General features: G+C 64.8%; 14 protein-coding genes. 10 read left to right on the top strand and 4 right to left on the bottom strand.

The window, feature by feature from the left end; genetic code table 11:
* Entirely contained in the window at window positions 1-423 is a 423-nt protein-coding gene (gene ribH, locus FHT19_RS04700; protein ID WP_168554589.1) for a 6,7-dimethyl-8-ribityllumazine synthase, read from the top strand.
* A gap of 127 nt (window positions 424-550) precedes the next feature.
* Here the strand turns inward: ribH and eno are convergent, their stop codons facing one another.
* Window positions 551-1,834, bottom strand: a complete 1,284-nt coding sequence (gene eno / locus FHT19_RS04695; protein WP_168554588.1) for a phosphopyruvate hydratase — start codon at window positions 1,832-1,834, stop codon at window positions 551-553.
* Window positions 1,835-2,110: 276 nt separating this feature from the next.
* Here eno and FHT19_RS04690 point away from each other — a divergent pair, with 276 nt between their 5' ends.
* The 5 genes from FHT19_RS04690 (at window position 2,111) to FHT19_RS04670 (ending at window position 4,421) form a co-directional block, all read left to right on the top strand.
* Window positions 2,111-2,734, top strand: coding sequence for a hypothetical protein (locus FHT19_RS04690; RefSeq protein ID WP_248290269.1), 624 nt, complete (start codon window positions 2,111-2,113; stop codon window positions 2,732-2,734).
* The gene (locus FHT19_RS04685) at window positions 2,727-3,149 is read left to right on the top strand and encodes a phage holin family protein (RefSeq protein WP_169474087.1); all 423 of its coding nucleotides are present in this window, start codon (window positions 2,727-2,729) and stop codon (window positions 3,147-3,149) included. Before FHT19_RS04690 ends, FHT19_RS04685 begins: the two co-directional genes overlap by 8 nt.
* A complete protein-coding gene (locus FHT19_RS04680) occupies window positions 3,146-3,508 on the top strand; it encodes a hypothetical protein (protein ID WP_168554586.1) in 363 nt (120 codons plus the stop codon). Before FHT19_RS04685 ends, FHT19_RS04680 begins: the two co-directional genes overlap by 4 nt.
* Window positions 3,505-4,068: a hypothetical protein gene (locus FHT19_RS04675; protein ID WP_169474086.1), complete on the top strand. Its 564-nt coding sequence runs from the start codon at window positions 3,505-3,507 to the stop codon at window positions 4,066-4,068. Before FHT19_RS04680 ends, FHT19_RS04675 begins: the two co-directional genes overlap by 4 nt.
* A 131-nt stretch (window positions 4,069-4,199) precedes the next feature.
* Entirely contained in the window at window positions 4,200-4,421 is a 222-nt protein-coding gene (locus FHT19_RS04670; protein ID WP_168554584.1) for a DUF4170 domain-containing protein, read from the top strand.
* A 78-nt stretch (window positions 4,422-4,499) separates the two neighbouring features.
* Here FHT19_RS04670 and greA read toward each other — a convergent pair whose 3' ends face one another.
* From greA to carA, 3 genes are all read right to left on the bottom strand, one after another.
* On the bottom strand, window positions 4,500-4,976 hold the full coding sequence (gene greA, locus FHT19_RS04665; protein WP_168554583.1) for a transcription elongation factor GreA: 477 nt from the start codon (window positions 4,974-4,976) through the stop codon (window positions 4,500-4,502).
* Between the two features lie 119 nt (window positions 4,977-5,095).
* Complete coding sequence (carB, locus tag FHT19_RS04660; protein WP_168554582.1) at window positions 5,096-8,410, bottom strand: carbamoyl-phosphate synthase large subunit; 3,315 nt, start codon at window positions 8,408-8,410, stop codon at window positions 5,096-5,098.
* Between the two features lie 76 nt (window positions 8,411-8,486).
* Window positions 8,487-9,662 (bottom strand): glutamine-hydrolyzing carbamoyl-phosphate synthase small subunit, encoded by a 1,176-nt coding sequence (gene carA / locus FHT19_RS04655; protein WP_168554581.1) that lies wholly within the window; start codon window positions 9,660-9,662, stop codon window positions 8,487-8,489.
* Between the two features lie 160 nt (window positions 9,663-9,822).
* On the opposite strand from carA, the gene FHT19_RS04650 reads away from it, so the two are divergent.
* The 4 genes from FHT19_RS04650 (at window position 9,823) to FHT19_RS04635 (ending at window position 16,945) form a co-directional block, all read left to right on the top strand.
* Window positions 9,823-10,275 carry a GatB/YqeY domain-containing protein gene (locus FHT19_RS04650; protein ID WP_169474085.1) on the top strand — a complete coding sequence of 151 codons (453 nt, stop codon included), beginning with the start codon at window positions 9,823-9,825 and terminating at the stop codon, window positions 10,273-10,275.
* Window positions 10,276-10,441: 166 nt separating this feature from the next.
* Window positions 10,442-12,319 (top strand): DNA primase, encoded by a 1,878-nt coding sequence (dnaG, locus tag FHT19_RS04645; protein ID WP_169474084.1) that lies wholly within the window; start codon window positions 10,442-10,444, stop codon window positions 12,317-12,319.
* A gap of 96 nt (window positions 12,320-12,415) precedes the next feature.
* The gene (rpoD, locus tag FHT19_RS04640; protein WP_168554577.1) at window positions 12,416-14,416 is read left to right on the top strand and encodes an RNA polymerase sigma factor RpoD; all 2,001 of its coding nucleotides are present in this window, start codon (window positions 12,416-12,418) and stop codon (window positions 14,414-14,416) included.
* Window positions 14,417-14,632: 216 nt separating this feature from the next.
* Window positions 14,633-16,945, top strand: coding sequence for a TonB-dependent receptor (locus FHT19_RS04635; protein WP_169474083.1), 2,313 nt, complete (start codon window positions 14,633-14,635; stop codon window positions 16,943-16,945).
* Window positions 16,946-17,040: the final 95 nt, after the last annotated feature.

Raw genomic sequence — 17,040 nt, 5'->3', positions numbered from 1 at the left:
TTGGCCAAGTTCCTCATCGTCGAAGCCCGCTTTTACGAGCACCTCAACGACAAGCTGATTGCCGGGGCCCGCGCCGCGATCAAGGCCGCCGGCCACAAGGCGGACGTGGTCACCGTGCCCGGCGCGCTGGAAATCCCGGCCGCCATTGCCCTGGCCGACCAGGACGGCAGCTATGACGGCTATGTTGCCATCGGCGTGGTGATCCGGGGCGAGACCTATCATTTCGAGATCGTGGCCGGTGAAAGCGCGCGCGGGATCATGGCGCTGACCATGGATGGCCTGCCGATCGGCAACGGCATCCTGACGGTGGAAAACGAGAGCCAAGCCCTGGTCCGCGCCGATCCGGCGCAAAAGGACAAGGGCGGCGAAGCGGCCAAGGCGGCGATCGCGCTCTATGACCTGAAGCAGAAGTGGGGCAACTGAGCCGTCACCCCTAACCTTCCCCCTCCCGCTTGCGGGAGGGGCCGGGGGATGGAATGTTACCAAGCGAACATCCCAACACCCCCTCACCCAACCCTCTCCCCGCCGGGGAGAGGGTTTTCTTTTAGGTTCAGGCCAAGCGGCCGAACGCACCCCGGCCGGCATAATGCGCGGCCTGGCCCAGCTCTTCCTCGATGCGGATGAGCTGGTTGTACTTGGCAAGCCGGTCCGAACGGGCAAGCGAGCCGGTCTTGATCTGGCCGCAGTTGGTGGCAACCGCAAGATCGGCAATGGTGGCATCTTCGGTTTCACCCGAACGATGGCTCATCACGGCGGTATAGCCGGCGCGCTGCGCAATGCTGACGGCTTCGAGCGTTTCGGTCAGCGTGCCGATCTGGTTGACCTTGACCAGCAGCGAATTCGCCAGGCCCTTGCCGATGCCCATCTGCAGGCGCTTGGGGTTGGTTACGAACAGGTCGTCACCCACCAGCTGCACGCGCTTGCCGACCTTGGCGGTGAGCGCAGCCCAGCCTTCGAAATCGTCTTCGGCCATGCCGTCTTCGATCGAGAGGATCGGATAGGCATCGCACAGCGCGGCGAGATAGTCGGCCATGGCATCGGGGCTGAGCGAAAGGCCTTCGCCGCTGATTTCGTACTTGCCGCCACGGAAGAATTCGGTGGAGGCGCAGTCCAGCGCCAGGACCATGTCCTCGCCCGGCTTGAACCCGGCCTTTTCGATCGAGGCCATCACGAAATCGAGCGCGTCGCGCGTGCTGGCAAGGTTGGGGGCAAAGCCGCCTTCATCGCCAACGGCCGTGGCCAGGCCCTTTTCGTGCAGGCCCTTCTTGAGGGTGTGGAACACTTCCGCGCCCCAGCGCACCGCTTCGGCCAGGGTGGGCGCGCCCACCGGCATGATCATGAATTCCTGGAAATCGATCGGATTGTCGGCATGTTCGCCGCCGTTGATGATGTTCATCATCGGCACCGGCAGGACATGGGCCGAAACGCCACCGACATAGGAATAGAGCGGCAGGCCGCGCGCGTCGGCCGCGGCCTTGGCCACCGCGAGCGAGGTGCCGAGAATGGCGTTGGCGCCGATGCGGCTCTTGTTTTCGGTGCCATCCAGCTCGATCATCGCCAGGTCGATGTCGCGCTGGTCTTCGGCGTCGAGGCCGAGCAGCACTTCGCTGATTTCGTCGTTGACGGCATCCACCGCCTTGGTCACGCCCTTGCCCAGATAGCGGCTCTTGTCGCCATCGCGCAGTTCCACCGCTTCGTGTGCGCCGGTGGAGGCGCCCGAAGGAACGGCGGCGCGACCGAACGAGCCATCGTCAAGGAGAACGTCGACTTCGACGGTGGGATTGCCCCGGCTGTCGAGGATTTCGCGGGCGTGAATATCGATGATCGCGGTCATGATCGGCTTCCCCTTGGCTTTCGGTGGCAGGCTCCCTTTGAGCCCGCTTCCAGCAGCGAACGACGGTGCAAGTTTCCAGGGCAAGTTTCTCTGGACTTCACCGGCCTGCCGGGCTCCTATCGGGTGGAACCTTGGCAAGCAAGCGGCGTTGGCTTGCAAGATGGCGTAGAGCGGCAAATAATGCCGCAGTGCAACACCTGAACGCCGCCCAAGCGCCTGCCCGACCAGGGCATACGATTGTGGCATACGAATTTGTCGAAAGAGAAAGGGATTCTCATGGCCGACACCGCACCTGAAACCAACGAAACGAAGGCCGCCATCAAGGATGCCGGCACCGATCTGGTGGATGCCGGGACCAAGGCGGCCGACGCCGCCGAAGTGAAGGCGGGCGATCTTGCCCAAGCCGCGCGCGATCTGGCCGAAAAGGCCAAGACTCGCTTTGCCCAGGCCGTGGAAGACGCGCGCACCAGCGCCGAAACCCTGAAGGCCGAAGCCGTGGAAAAGGGCCAGGCCTACAAGGACAAGGCGAGCGACACCGCAGCGCAGTGGACCGACGAAGCCAAGGCCCTGGCCGCGCAGGCCAAGGACAAGGGCGCCGACCTGGCACACGATGGCAAGGCCAAGGCGAGCGAAGCGCTTGCTACCGTTGCCAAGGCCATCGGCAGCTCGGCCGAGGCGATCGACGAGAAGCTGGGCGTGAAGTACGGCGATTATGCCCGCACCGCCGCCAGGAGCGTGGAAGAAACCGCCGACAAGCTGGCATCCAAGGACTTTGCCGAACTGGGCGAAGACGTGAAGACGTTCGTGCGCCAAAGCCCGGCCACCGCGCTGGGCATTGCTGCCGTCACCGGCTTCGTGCTGGCGCGCCTGTTCCGCGGCGGCGACAGCAAGGATGCCTGACAGCAGCGGTGCCGAAGCTGAGGCCACGCCGCTGGCCGCGCGACTCGAAGCGCTCCTGCGCCAGGGCGAAACCCTGTTGGGCGCAGAACTGGCCTATCAAAAGGCGCGCGTGGGCTTTGGCTGGAGCAGGGGCAAGCATGTTGCCCTCTATCTGGCCTTGGCCGGCGCGTTCGGCGGACTGACCTTGGTGGCATTGGTGGTGGGGCTGCTGATTGCGCTGGCCCCGCTGCTGACGCCATGGGGCGCGCTGGCAGTGGTGGGCCTGGGCCTCGCGCTGCTTAGCGCGCTGTGGTTCCGCGCGGCGGTCCGTGCATTCCGCGATGCGCGCGACACCGTGCTGGGCAAACCGACCAAGGCCGAAGAGGCCGTGGTCGCCGCAGTGCAGGAAAATGCCGTGCAGGAGAGTGAGGCATGAGCGCTGAAGACACCCTGCTCGCCACGGCCCAGGCCCGCGCGCAAGCCTGGCAGGACATGCGCGCGCAACTGGTTGGGTTGAAAGATGACCTGACGGCCCGTCCGCTTGGATTGCGCCTGCGTGAGCGGCTGATCGACGAAATGGTCGAGGCGATCGACGGCGCGGGCACCGTGGTGCGCGACACGGCCCCTGCCCTCATCACCACGCTGGTGCTGCTGGCCGGATGGACCTTGCGCGCGCCCTTGGCCACGCTGGCCCAATGGCTGTGGCGCAAACGGCCCGCCGGATGGTTTGGCCAACCGGCACGACGCAGCTGGGCGAATATACATCGGGGGCGCAAATCTGGAGGATTATGGTGAGCGAAGAAACCAAGCAGACGCCCGACCTAGCCCTGGCCACGCCGGCCGAGGCCGAGCAGCCGGTTCAAGACAACGCCGGCGCCAACACCACCGACCGCCTGGCCCAGGCGCGCGCCAAGGCAGCCGATGTCGGTACCACCGTGCGCCAGGTGGTGGAACAACACCCGCTGGCAGCGCTTGCCGGCGGGATCGCCCTCGGCCTCGTCGTCGGCAAGCTGGCGGGGCGAGCCCGCAAGGCGCCGCCCAGCCGCAGCTTCGCCGATTTCGCCGGTCCGGCGGAACAGGCGGCAGCCGGCCTCAGCAAGAAAGCGGGCGCACTGGCGACGCTCGCTGCCGAAGTGGCCATGGCCTATGCCGCCAAGGCGGCCGAAGCCGGCCGTGACAGCGTGCACAAACTGGAAGATATCGGCAGCGATGCCGGTGGCAAACTGGCCGATGGCGCTGGCGAGGCGCGCAAGAAAGCCGGCGACCTGGCCGATGTTGCCGGCCACGTGGTGCGCGAAGCAGCCGATGCCGCCTTGGCCAAGGCAAGCGAGCTCGCCGCGCGGTTCAAGCGCTGAACACAGGGCCTGACGCCCATTTTGCGCAAACGCCCGTGCGCAGGTTGCAAATGCAGCCATGTGCACGGGCCTTGCGCAAAGGCGCGCAGTTTGCCATCGGCTGTGGCGCATCCTCCCAGGGAAGGGCCACAATGCAGAAACTCCACCTCGTGATGGGCGGCCGGGTGAAAGACCCGCAGACCCTCGATTTTGTCGACCTCAAGGCCATCGACCTCGTTGGCGTCTATGCCGATTATGCCGCCGCTGAAGAAGCGTGGCGCTCGGCTGCGCAGCGTACGGTTGACGACGCTGAAATGCGCTATGTGGTGGTGCACCTCCACAAGCTGCTCGATCCGGCGCAGAGCGAAGCCTGACCGGCCGCAAGGCACAGCAAAAAGCCCCCGGAAACATTGGTTTCCGGGGGCTTTTTGATGATGCTTGGAAGGTCGGTCTCAGATGAACTCGATCTTCTGGACGAGATAGAACTTGTCGCCCGAAGGGACGGTCACTTCGATCTCTTCGTCCACCTTGCGGCCGATCAGCGCGCGGCCCAGCGGCGAGTTGTAGCTGATCCGGCCGCGCTTGGCGTCGGCCTCGGCCTGGCCGACGATCTGGTAGCGCACCGGCTTTTCATCATCGTCGAGCAGCGTGACCGTGGCGCCGAACACGATGCGATCACCCGAAAGGGTGGTGGGATCGATGATGTGCGCACGGCTGATCTTGTCTTCGAGATCCGCGATCGTCGCTTCCACCTGGCCCTGGCGTTCCTTGGCGGCGTGATATTCGGCATTTTCGGAAAGATCGCCGTGGGCGCGTGCTTCCTCGATGGCGTCGACAATCTTGGGACGCTCCTCGCGCAGCAGCTTGAGCTCTGCGGTCAGCTTTTCATAGCCTTCCTGGAGCATCGGCAGCTTTTCTACACTGGCCATCCGTAATCCTTCTCTTTCAATTCCCTGGCCCAATCGGTTCAAGGGAAAACCGTTCCCCCGCCGGGCTGAAAACCAGCCCGGCCGCATTTAACCGCTGTGGGAGGGGAACCCTTGGACGATCAACGATAATAGTCTTGCAGCGACTTCACTTCAAGTTCGGCACTGCGCAAGGCCTCGATCGCTTCGGCCGCGGCCACCGAAGCGGTCGCCGTGGTAAAGTAGGGAACCTTGCCGTTCAGGGCCGAAGCGCGGATCGAAGCGGAGTCCTTGTGGCTTTGCCAGCCTTCGGTCGTGTTGAAAATAAGGGCGATCTCGCCATCGATAATGCGGTCGACGATGTGCGGGCGGCCTTCGGCCACCTTGTTGACCTGCTCCACGGCCACGCCCTGTTCCGCCAGGTAACGCGCCGTACCGCCCGTCGCCACGATCTTGAAGCCCAGCGCGGCCAGCTTGCGCACGCCCGGCAGCACGACCGGCTTGTCGGTGTCCTTGACCGAAACGAACAGCGTGCCGCCCTGCGGCAGGCGCGTGCCGGCACCAAGCTGCGCCTTGGCAAAAGCAACGGCAAAGCTGCTGTCGATGCCCATGACTTCGCCGGTGGACTTCATTTCGGGCGAAAGCACCGGATCGACGCCGGGGAAACGGGCAAACGGGAACACCGCTTCCTTCACCGCCATATAGTCGATGTCGCGGCGGATTTCGGGCAGATCGGCGAGGCGCTCGCCCGCCATCACGCGCGCGGCATACTTGGCCACAGGCTGCCCCACCGCCTTGGCCACGAAGGGCACCGTGCGGCTGGCACGCGGGTTCACCTCGATGAGGAAGACTTCGCCTTCCTGCACCGCGAACTGAATGTTCATCAGCCCGCGCACCTTGAGCGCATGGGCCAGCAAGACGGCCTGGCGTTCCATTTCGGCCACGATTTCGGCCGGCAGGTTGTAGGGCGGCAGGGTGCAGGCGCTGTCGCCCGAATGGATGCCGGCTTCCTCGATATGCTGGAGCACACCGGCCACGCGCACCGTTTCACCATCGGCCAGGGCATCCACGTCGCACTCGATCGCGTCGCGCAGGTACTGGTCGATCAGCACGGGGCTGTCCCCCGAAACCTGCACCGCCGTGGCGATGTAGTCCTCAAGCTGGGCCTGGCTGTCGACGATTTCCATGGCGCGGCCACCCAGCACATAGCTGGGGCGGATCAGCACGGGATAGCCGATGCGGGTGGCGACCGCGATGGCTTCGTCGCGGCTGCGGGCAATGCCGTTGGCCGGCTGGCGCAGGCCAAGCTGCTCGACCAGGGCGGCAAAGCGTTCGCGGTCTTCGGCAAGGTCGATCGCGTCGGGCGAGGTACCCAGGATCGGAATGCCGGCGTCTTCGAGCGCCTGGGCCAGCTTGAGCGGGGTCTGCCCGCCGAACTGCACGATCACGCCGACCAGTTCACCGTTCTCACGCTCGACATCCAGGATCTCGAGCACGTCCTCGGCGGTCAGCGGTTCGAAATAGAGGCGGTCCGAGGTGTCGTAGTCGGTCGAGACGGTTTCCGGGTTGCAGTTGACCATGATGGTCTCGAACCCGGCCTCTTCCAGCGCGAAGCAGGCGTGGCAGCAGCAGTAATCGAACTCGATGCCCTGGCCGATGCGGTTGGGCCCGCCACCCAGGATCACGATCTTGCGGCGGTCGCTCGGCGCTGCTTCATTTTCCGGCTCGCCGAATAGGCCGCCTTCATAGGTGGAATACATATAGGGCGTGACGGCTTCGAATTCCGCCGCGCAGCTGTCGATGCGCTTGAACACCGGGCGCACGCCCAGCTTGTGGCGCAGCTTGCGCACTTCAGCCTCGCTGGTGGCGCCGGCGATCGCCGAAACCACATCGTGGACCAGGCCCGAACGCGCGTGGTTGGCGCTGCCGACAAGGCCCGCCGAACGCACGGCCAGCTTGGCCAGGCGCTTGTCGGAAAAGCCCATGCCCTTCAACCGGCGCATGCCCTGTGCGGTCACGGGCAGGCCATGCTGGATCACCGCCTCTTCCTCGGCGATGATTTCGGCGATGTGGCGCAGGAACCAGGGTTCGTACTTGGTCACGGCGTGGACGTCTTCCACGCTGAAGCCTTCGCGGAAGGCCTGGCCCACCACGAGCAGGCGCTCGGGCGTAGCGCGGCTCAAGGCGGCGTTGATCTCGTCGCGCGTGGCGCCTTCGAGTGCATCGTAGCGGTTGAAGCCGTCAAGGCCGGTTTCCAACCCACGCAGCGCCTTTTGCAGCGATTCCTTGAGGTTGCGCCCGATCGCCATGACTTCGCCGACCGACTTCATCGCGGTGGACAGCAGCGGTTCGGAGCCCTTGAACTTTTCAAAGGCGAAGCGCGGGATCTTGGTGACGACGTAATCGATCGTCGGCTCGAAGCTCGCCGGCGTGGCGCCGGTGATGTCGTTGACGATCTCGTCGAGGGTATAGCCCACGGCCAGCTTGGCCGCGACCTTGGCGATCGGGAAGCCGGTGGCCTTGGACGCCAACGCCGAGGAGCGCGAGACGCGCGGGTTCATCTCGATCACGATCAGGCGCCCATCCTTGGGGTTGACCGCGAACTGCACGTTGGAACCACCGGTTTCCACGCCGATTTCCCGCAGGACCGCGATCGATGCATTGCGCATGATCTGGTATTCCTTGTCGGTCAGCGTCAGTGCGGGCGCCACGGTGATCGAATCGCCGGTGTGCACGCCCATGGGATCGACGTTTTCGATCGAGCAGATGATGATGGCATTGTCGTTCCGGTCACGGACGACTTCCATCTCGTATTCCTTCCAACCGAGGAGCGATTCCTCGATCAGGACTTCGGTGGTGGGCGATGCTTCCAACCCGCCGCGGACGATCTTGATGAATTCGTCCTTGTTATAGGCAATGCCGCCGCCGGTGCCGCCCAGGGTAAAGCTGGGGCGGATGATCGAAGGCAGGCCCGTGGTTTCGAGCACGGCCAGTGCTTCTTCCACCGTATGCGCCACGCCCGAGCGGGCCGATTCCAGCCCGATCTTGTCCATCGCGTCGCGGAACTTCTGGCGGTCCTCGGCCTTGTCGATGGCTTCGGCATTGGCGCCGATCATCGTCACGCCATACTTTTCCAGCGTGCCATCCTGGGCCAGCGCCAGCGCGGTGTTGAGCGCGGTCTGCCCGCCCATCGTGGGCAGCACCGCATCGGGCCGTTCCTTGGCAATGATCTTGGCGACCACTTCGGGGGTGATCGGCTCCACATACGTGGCGTCGGCCATTTCCGGGTCGGTCATGATCGTGGCCGGGTTGGAATTGACCAGGATGATGCGATAGCCCTCTTCCTTGAGCGCCTTGACCGCCTGCGTGCCCGAATAGTCGAACTCGCAAGCCTGGCCGATGACGATCGGCCCGGCGCCGATAATCAGGATCGAGGAGATGTCAGTGCGCTTGGGCATGGGAGGGCCTTTGTCTTTGTTCTTGCGTCGGCCGTGCCGGGCACGGCGGATGGGTTCGTGAAGAGGTTGCGGGCAGTCAGCCCAGCATGCTCACGAACTTTTCAAACAGATAGAAGCTGTCCTGTGGGCCGGGCGAGGCTTCGGGGTGGTATTGCACGCCGAACGCCTTCTTGCCGGCAATCGCGATCCCGCAGTTGGAACCGTCGAACAGCGAGACATGGGTTTCGATGACGTTCTCGGGCAGCGAACCCGGCGCGTTGTCCACGGCAAAGCCATGGTTCATCGAGGTGATTTCCACAACGCCATCCTCGTTGCGCTTCACCGGATGGTTGGCGCCGCGATGGCCCTGGTTCATCTTGGTGGTGCGCGCGCCGGCGGCAAGGCCGAGCATCTGGTGGCCCAGGCAAATGCCGAAGATCGGCACGTCGGCCGCCAGCAGCTTCTGGATCACCGGCACCGCATAGGCGCCGGTCGCGGCCGGATCGCCAGGGCCGTTGGAGAGGAACACGCCGGCGGGCTGCAAGGCCATGATCGCGTCGAACCCGGTCTGCGCGGGCACTACGGTCACGTCTGCCCCGGCCTTGACCAGGTTGCGGAAGATATTGTCCTTGGCGCCGAAATCCATGGCGACCACATGCGGGCGGCCGGTGCCTTCGGGGCGGGTATAGCCCTGCCCCAGGTGCCAGACCGAACCCTGCCATTCTTCCTGCGCCTCGCGGCTGACCACGCGGGCCAGGTCCAGCCCTTCCAGGCCCTGCCAGGCGCGCGCCTTGTCGAGCAGCGCTTCGAGGTCGAACTTGCCTTCGGGGTTGTGCGCGATCACGGCGTTGGGGGCGCCGCCCACACGGATGCGGCGCGTGAGCGCACGGGTGTCGATCCCGGCCAGGCCGATGCGGCCCTGGCGCTCCATCCACTGCTGGAACGTGCCCTGCGCGCGGAAGTTGGCCGGCGCGGTCACGTCTTCGCGCACCACGCAGCCCACGGCGCCGGGCACGCCGTGGCTTTCCATGTCTTCGGGATTGGTGCCGACGTTGCCGATGTGCGGAAACGTGAAGGTGACGATCTGCGAGGCATAGCTCGGATCGGTCATCACTTCCTGGTAGCCGGTCATCGCAGTGTTGAAGCACACTTCGCCCACGGCTTCGCCCACGGCGCCAAAGCCTCGGCCCCAGGCGACCGAACCGTCGGCAAGGACGAGAACACCCGTCGATCCTTCTGGTTGGGACGCAAGCGAAAGGGCGGGGTCGGCCATTATGGGGGCGCTCCGTTGGCAGGGGTTCTGGCGATGTTGCTAAGGCCCGGCCGCTACGCCCCTAAGGCCGCAGCGTCAACCTAGCGGTTCAAGAAAGTTTGTCCTAGGAGGAATCCTTTGCCGCCATCGGCGCGGCATCCACCCACAGGAATCGAGAGACATGATCCGCGACACGATCAAGGCTGCGCAAGTGGCTGCCATGAAAGCCGGAGACAAGGGGCGCCTGGCGGCCGTCCGCCTGATCCTGGCCAAGCTCAAGGACAAGGACATCGAACTGCGCACCGCCACGGTGGTGCCCGAAGACGATGCCATCGTGATCGACGTGCTGCAGAAGATGGTCAAGCAGCGCCGCGAATCGATTGCCCTGTTCGAGCAGGGCGGCCGCCAGGAACTGGCCGACGTGGAAAAGGCCGAACTGGCCGTGATCGAGGATTTCCTGCCGGCGCAGATGTCGGAAGACGACGTGAAAGCCGCGATTGCCACGATCAAGGATGAACTGGGCGCCACCGGCATGAAGGACATGGGCCGCGTGGTGGGCGAACTGAAAGCGCGCCACGGCACCCAGATCGACATGAGCAAAGCAAGCGGGCTGGTGAAGGCGGCGTTGAGCTGAACCGCATGGCCGCCTTTGCCTCCGTCCCCCCAGTGACCTCGATCCTCCCTCGCATCGCGGGGGGGGTGGCAGGCCGCAGGCCTGACGGAGGGGGCGGCCCCCCTCCACCCCGCGCTGCGCGCGCGGTCCCCCTCCCCCGCTGCGCGAGGGAGGATCGGGCAACGCCATGAGCCTGACCCCGCAATGGCTGGATGAACTGCGCAACCGGATTTCGCTGTCGAGCGTGATCGGGCGGTCGATCCGCGTGCAGAAGGCGGGGCGCGAGTTCAAGGCGTGTTGCCCGTTCCACAACGAGAAGACGCCCAGCTTCACGATCAACGACGAAAAGGGCTTCTACCACTGCTTTGGCTGTGGTGCGCATGGCGATGTCATCCGCTGGATGACCGATCACCAGGGCCTGCCGTTCATCGAGGCGGTCAAGGAACTGGCGGCGCAGGCGGGCATGGACATGCCCGAGATGGACCGCCAGGCGGCGCAGCGCGCGCAGGCGGCCAAATCGTTGCACGACGTGATGCAAGCCGCGCAGGATTTCTTTGCGGCCAGCCTCAAGGCGCCGGGCGCGGAACAGGCGCGTGCCTATCTTGCCTCGCGCGGGTTTCCCGAGCGCGTGGCGCGCGAATTCGGCTTTGGTTATGCGCCCGATAGCCGCACCGCCCTGAAAGAGGCGCTCTCGCAGTTTCCCGAAGAGATGCTGATCGAGGCGGGCCTGCAGATCGTGGTGGACGGCAAGGCGCCGTACGACCGCTTTCGCGGCCGGCTGATGCTGCCGATTGCCGACCAGCGCGGGCGGATCATCGCGTTCGGCGGGCGCATCCTGGCCGCCGACAAGACCGACGCGCCCAAGTATCTCAATTCGCCCGATACGCCGCTGTTCGACAAGGGCCGCACGCTTTACAACCTGCACCGCGCCGCGCCCGCCGCACGCAGTGCCGCGCGGATCGTGGTGGTCGAAGGCTATATGGACGTGGTGGCCCTGGCCGCGGCCGGCATTGCCGAGGCGGTGGCCCCGCTGGGTACCGCGCTGACCGAGCACCAGATCGAGCGGCTGTGGCGCGTGACCGAATGCCCCACCTTGTGCTTTGACGGGGACGCCGCCGGGCAGCGCGCGGCGATGAAAGCGGTGACGCGCGCCCTGCCCTTGCTGCGCCCCGGCCATTCCCTGCGCATCGTGACCCTGCCCGATGGCATGGACCCCGACGACGTGGTCAAGAAGCGCGGGCGCGAAGCCATGCTTGATCTGCTGGGTACGGCGCGCAGCCTGGTCGAGGTGCTATGGCAGGGCGAGCGCGACGCCCTGCCGCTCGCCACGCCGGAGGACAAGGCCGGCCTGAAAGCGCGCCTGCTGGCCCATTGCGAAACGATCCAGCACCCCGACATCAAGGCGCTCTATCGCCGCGAATTGCTCGACCGGTTTGGCGAACTGGCCTTTGCCCGGCGCGAGCGGCCGGCGTTTACCCCGCGCCAGGCCGGCGGCGGCAGCTTCCAGGGCGGGCAGCAGCGCCGAGGTGGCCCGTGGAAGCCCGCGCCCCCGCCCCTGCCCGCCGAGGCGGCCAGCCGCCTGCAACAGAAAGTGGGATCGGGCGACGCCCTGCTGGCCGCTGTGCTAGCCGGGCTGGTGGTCCATCCCGCCGCGCTGGCCGGCCATGGCGAGGCGCTGGCCCGCATCCATCCGGCTAATCCCGGCATGGCGGCACTGCTCGATACTTTGCTGGCCTTTGCCGAATCGGGCGCCCCGCTTGAAAGCGCCGCCTTGCGCCCCATATTGCTGGAGCGGCAGCTACGGGTGCCACAGGCAGACGATTACGATGGGCTGCGATTCGGCTTCTTGTCCGAAACGAGCGCAACTGCGCTTGACGAACTGGCCGAGGCAATCGAGCTGATCGTGGATCTTCCGGCGGTGGAATCGGCGCTGGCGCACGCGACAGAGCGCCTGGAAAGCGATTTTTCCGAGGATAGCTTTGCCGAACAGCAACGATTGCTGCAACGAAGGCTGGCATTGCTGGCCCGGTTGGGGCAAATGGGTCGCACTCGTGCATCGTTATAATAGGTAGATAGGGATCGCCCGAGACCGGCCGCGATCCCGGCCTAGGCCCCGACCAGGGCCAAAGCGGCATGACGTCAAAGGGTGGTACCGGGGTTAATGGCTTCCAACGACAAGACCGATAGCGGCGATGCACCGCTGATCGACCTTAACGAGGCTTCGATCAAGAAGCTGATCGCGCGCGCCAAGCGCCGCGGGGTCATCACTTATGACGAGCTGAACGAGGCTTTGCCGCAAGACCAGATGTCCTCCGAGCAGATCGAGGACATCATGGCCGCGATCTCGGAAATGGGCGTCAACATCGTCGAGAGCGACGAGGACGCGGTCGATCCCGAAGAGCGTGAGGCCGAGGAAGCCGAAGACGCCGACACCGGGATGGACGACCGCCCGGTTGTGGAAAAGCGCAAGGAAACCATCGAACGCACCGATGACCCGGTGCGCATGTACTTGCGCGAAATGGGCGCGGTGGAGCTGCTCAGCCGCGAAGGCGAAATCGCCATCGCCAAGCGCATCGAAGCCGGCCGCGACACCATGATCATGGGCCTGTGCGAAAGCCCGATCACCTTCCACGCCATCATCCAATGGTCCGAAGCGCTCAACGCGGGCGAAATGCAGCTGCGCGAGATTCTCGATCTCGACGCCATGCTGTCCAAGGAACCGCAGCCGGAAAACCTTTCCGAAGACGGTGAAGACGCCGACGGCGAAATCAGCGAAGCGACCGCCGGCCCTTCCTTCAAGGAAGAGGAAGACGTCGAGGAAGAGGAAACCGAGGACGAGGACGACGAGCTGCGCGAACGCCGCGCGCGCCCGGCCGAGGAAGAGGAAGAGGACAACACCCTTTCCCTTGCCCAGATGGAAGCCACGCTCAAGCCGGCCGCGCTTGAGAAGTTCGCCGAAATCACCAGCCTGTTCCGCACTTTCGAAAAGCTGCAGGGCGAGCGCCTGGATTCCCTGGGCCTTGGCCTGGCGTTTTCGGCAGCCAAGGAAGCCGAATACCACAAGCTGCGCGAGGAACTGACCGCGCAGGTGGAAAGCGTGCAGTTCCATGCCTCCAAGATCGAATACCTGGTCGACAATCTCTATGCGTTCAACCGCCGGCTGACCACGCTGGGCGGGCAGATGCTGCGCCTGGCCGAACGCCACAAGGTGAGCCGCAAGGATTTCCTCGATCACTACGTCGGCCGTGAACTTGACGAAGGCTGGTTGCAGTCGCTTGCCACGCGCGACAAGAAGTGGGCGGCCTTTGCCGCCAACGAAACCGCCGCCGTCGAGCGCATTCGTTCCGAAGTGGCCGACATCGCTTCGGCCACCGGCATGCAACTGGCCGAATTCCGCCGCATCGTGAACATGGTGCAGAAGGGCGAGCGCGAAGCGCGCATCGCCAAGAAGGAAATGGTCGAGGCGAACCTGCGCCTGGTGATCTCGATCGCCAAGAAGTACACCAACCGTGGCCTGCAATTCCTGGACCTGATCCAGGAAGGGAACATCGGCCTGATGAAGGCGGTGGACAAGTTCGAGTATCGCCGCGGCTACAAGTTCAGCACTTATGCCACGTGGTGGATTCGCCAGGCAATCACCCGTTCGATCGCCGACCAGGCGCGCACGATCCGCATCCCGGTGCACATGATCGAAACGATCAACAAGCTGGTGCGCACCAGCCGCCAGTTCCTGCACGAGCAGGGCCGCGAGCCCACGCCCGAGGAAATGGCCGAGCGTCTGTCGATGCCGCTCGAAAAGGTGCGCAAGGTGATGAAGATCGCCAAGGAGCCGATCTCTCTCGAAACGCCGATCGGCGACGAGGAAGATTCGCACCTGGGCGATTTCATCGAGGACAAGAACGCGATCATCCCGGTGGATGCGGCCATCCAGGCCAATCTTAAGGAAACCGTCACCCGCGTCCTCGCCAGCCTGACCCCGCGCGAGGAACGCGTGCTACGCATGCGTTTCGGCATCGGCATGAACACCGATCACACGCTGGAGGAAGTGGGCCAGCAGTTCTCGGTGACGCGCGAACGTATCCGCCAGATCGAGGCCAAGGCGCTGCGCAAGCTCAAGCACCCGAGCCGCAGCCGCAAGATGCGCTCGTTCCTGGACCAGTAAGCGCGGCATTCCTGCCCCATCATGCAAGAGGCGCCCGGCCACCGGCCTGGCGCCTCTTTTGCGTTGCGGACATTGTGTTGCAATGCGGCATCAGTATCAGATGAAACCGACACAAACCTGCATTAGTCTGACACAGGTTTGACACACAACGCTAATAGCCCCGCAGGGACCAAACCACAGCGGCAAAGACCGCGTCCTTCCGTCAGGGGAATTTCCATGCGTACCACCCATTTCGCTGCCGCCATGCTGGCGGGAGCCGCGCTTGCGGCCATCGCGCCCGCAGCATTCGCGCAAGACACCGCACCGACCGCTGCCGACACGGCCGCCGAAACCGGCGATGCTATCGTCGTGACCGCCGAGCGCCGCCAGGAAAACATCATGTCCGTGCCGGTTTCGGTGGCGGTGATGAAGCCTGAGCTGCTGCACAACCTGCAGGCTGCCGGCGCCGACACGCTGCTTTCGCTGGCCGGCCGCGTGCCCAGCCTCAACGTTGAATCGACCACGGGCCGCATTTTCCCGCGCTTCTATATCCGTGGCCTGGGCAACATCGACTTCTACCTCGGCGCCTCGCAGCCGGTCTCGGTGATCCAGGACGACGTGGTGATGGAGCACGTCGTGCTCAAGTCGAACCCCGCGTTCGATATTGCCCAGGTCGAAGTGCTGCGTGGCCCGCAGGGTTCGCTGTTCGGCCGCAACACCACGGCCGGCATCGTCAAGTTCGATACCGCCCAGCCCACCGCCACGTGGCAGGGCCAGGGCAGCGCCAGCTGGGGCAGCCGCAACGCAATCAACGTGGATGCCGGCGTCGGCGGCCCGCTGACCAGCGATGGCCGCATCAGCTTCCGCCTGTCGGGCCTCTACCAGCACCGCGACAACTGGATCAACAACACCTACACCGGCGTGAGCGACGACGGCACCAAGCCCGGCAACAATGTGATGGGCGGCTTCAACGAACGCGACGTGCGCCTGCAGCTGCTGGTCCAGCCCACCGAAACCCTGTCGCTGCGCGTGTCGGGCCACTACCGCGATTATGACGGCAGCGCCTCGATCTTCTATCGCGGGTCGATCCAGAAGGGCACGCACACCGTGCCGGAAAACCTGGACCTGACCAATGTTGCCTATGACGAAGGCGGCAACAACCCGCAGGCCTACAAGACCAAGGGCGTCTCGCTCAAGGCCGTGCAGGATTTCGGCGGCGCGACGCTGACCTCGATCACCGCCTACGAAGCCTCGCACGGGTCCAGCCGGGGTGACACCGACGGCGGCGCGGCTGCCAATTTCGGCGGCGCCGGCTATGGCGAATCGCGCGGCGTGCTGCGCAGCCTCAACCAGTGGAGCCAGGAACTGCGCCTGGCGAGCCCGGATGCGGCCCGCTTCAAGTGGCAGTTTGGCGGCATCTACTTCGATTCGCGTGATTACACCGAGTTCGACCAGCGCGCCTATTTCCTCACCAGCAATGCGCTGGGCACCACGCCCAATCCCAACAACTGGGTGCTGCTGCACAACGTCAACACCAGCTGGGCGGTGTTCGGCCAGGCCAGCTATGACCTGACCGAGAAGCTGCGCTTCACCGCTGGCGCGCGCCTGTCGAACGACACCAAGACCACCTCGCTGCTCAAGACGGCAGACACCGTGGGCGGCGTCGTCACGTTCCCGTCCACCGCGCCGCGCACCGTGCGCCTGTCGGACACGCAGCCGAGCTTTGACGCAAGCCTGCTCTATCGCGCCAATTCCGACCTGTCGTTCTTTGCCCGCGTGGCGCGAGGCTTCCGTGGCCCGACCATCCAGGGTCGCTCGGCCGTGTTCAATTCGGCCTTCACCACGGCCAATTCGGAAAAGAACACCTCGTGGGAAGCCGGCGTGAAGAGCGCGTGGCTGGACAATGCCGTCACGTTCAACCTCACCGGGTTCTACTACACCGTCACCGACATCCAGCTCAACGGCAACGACAGCAACGGCAGCGGCGTGCTGTTCAATGCCGACAAGGCCGTGGGCTATGGCGCGGAAGCGGAACTGGGCCTGCGCCCGGCAACGAACCTGCGCTTCGATATCGGCGTGAGCGTGCTGCACACCGAAGTGAAGGACAGCAATGTCTATGCCCAGGCCGGCTCGGCCGGCGGCGTGCTGTCGGAAACCGTGCTCAACCCGGTCAAGCAGGTGGGCGCGAACTACTTTGCGCAGATCAACGGCAATCCGCTGCCCAACGCGCCCAAGTTCAACCTGAACATCTCGGGCCGTTACGACCTGCCGCTCAGCGATGATTTCAAGGCCTTTGTCGGCGGCGATTTCAATCTGCAGGGCTATACCATGTACGTGCCGTACAAGACGGTGGAATACACCTCCAACGGCAATTACGAGCTGGGCGCCAAGGCTGGCTTTGCCTGGGGCCGCTATGAACTGGCGGTGTTTGCCCGCAACCTGACCGACAAGCGCAACCTGATCGGGGTGATCGACACCTCGAACTATCGCGCCGGGATCTACAACGATCCCCGCACGATCGGGGTTTCGCTCAGCGGTTCGTTCCGCTGATGACATGAAGCGGGGCGGCAGCGATGCCGCCCCGTTTTCATTTCAACCCGGTGCATGGCGCTGTCGCAGTGCTTTCGCGGCTTGACCGGGATGCA

It is taken from the genome of Novosphingobium sp. SG919, from assembly GCF_012932495.1.
Classification (GTDB): Bacteria; Pseudomonadota; Alphaproteobacteria; order Sphingomonadales; family Sphingomonadaceae; genus Novosphingobium; species Novosphingobium rhizosphaerae.
Note: the sequence above shows the minus strand (reverse complement) of the source record. Positions and strands in the feature narration are given on the sequence as shown.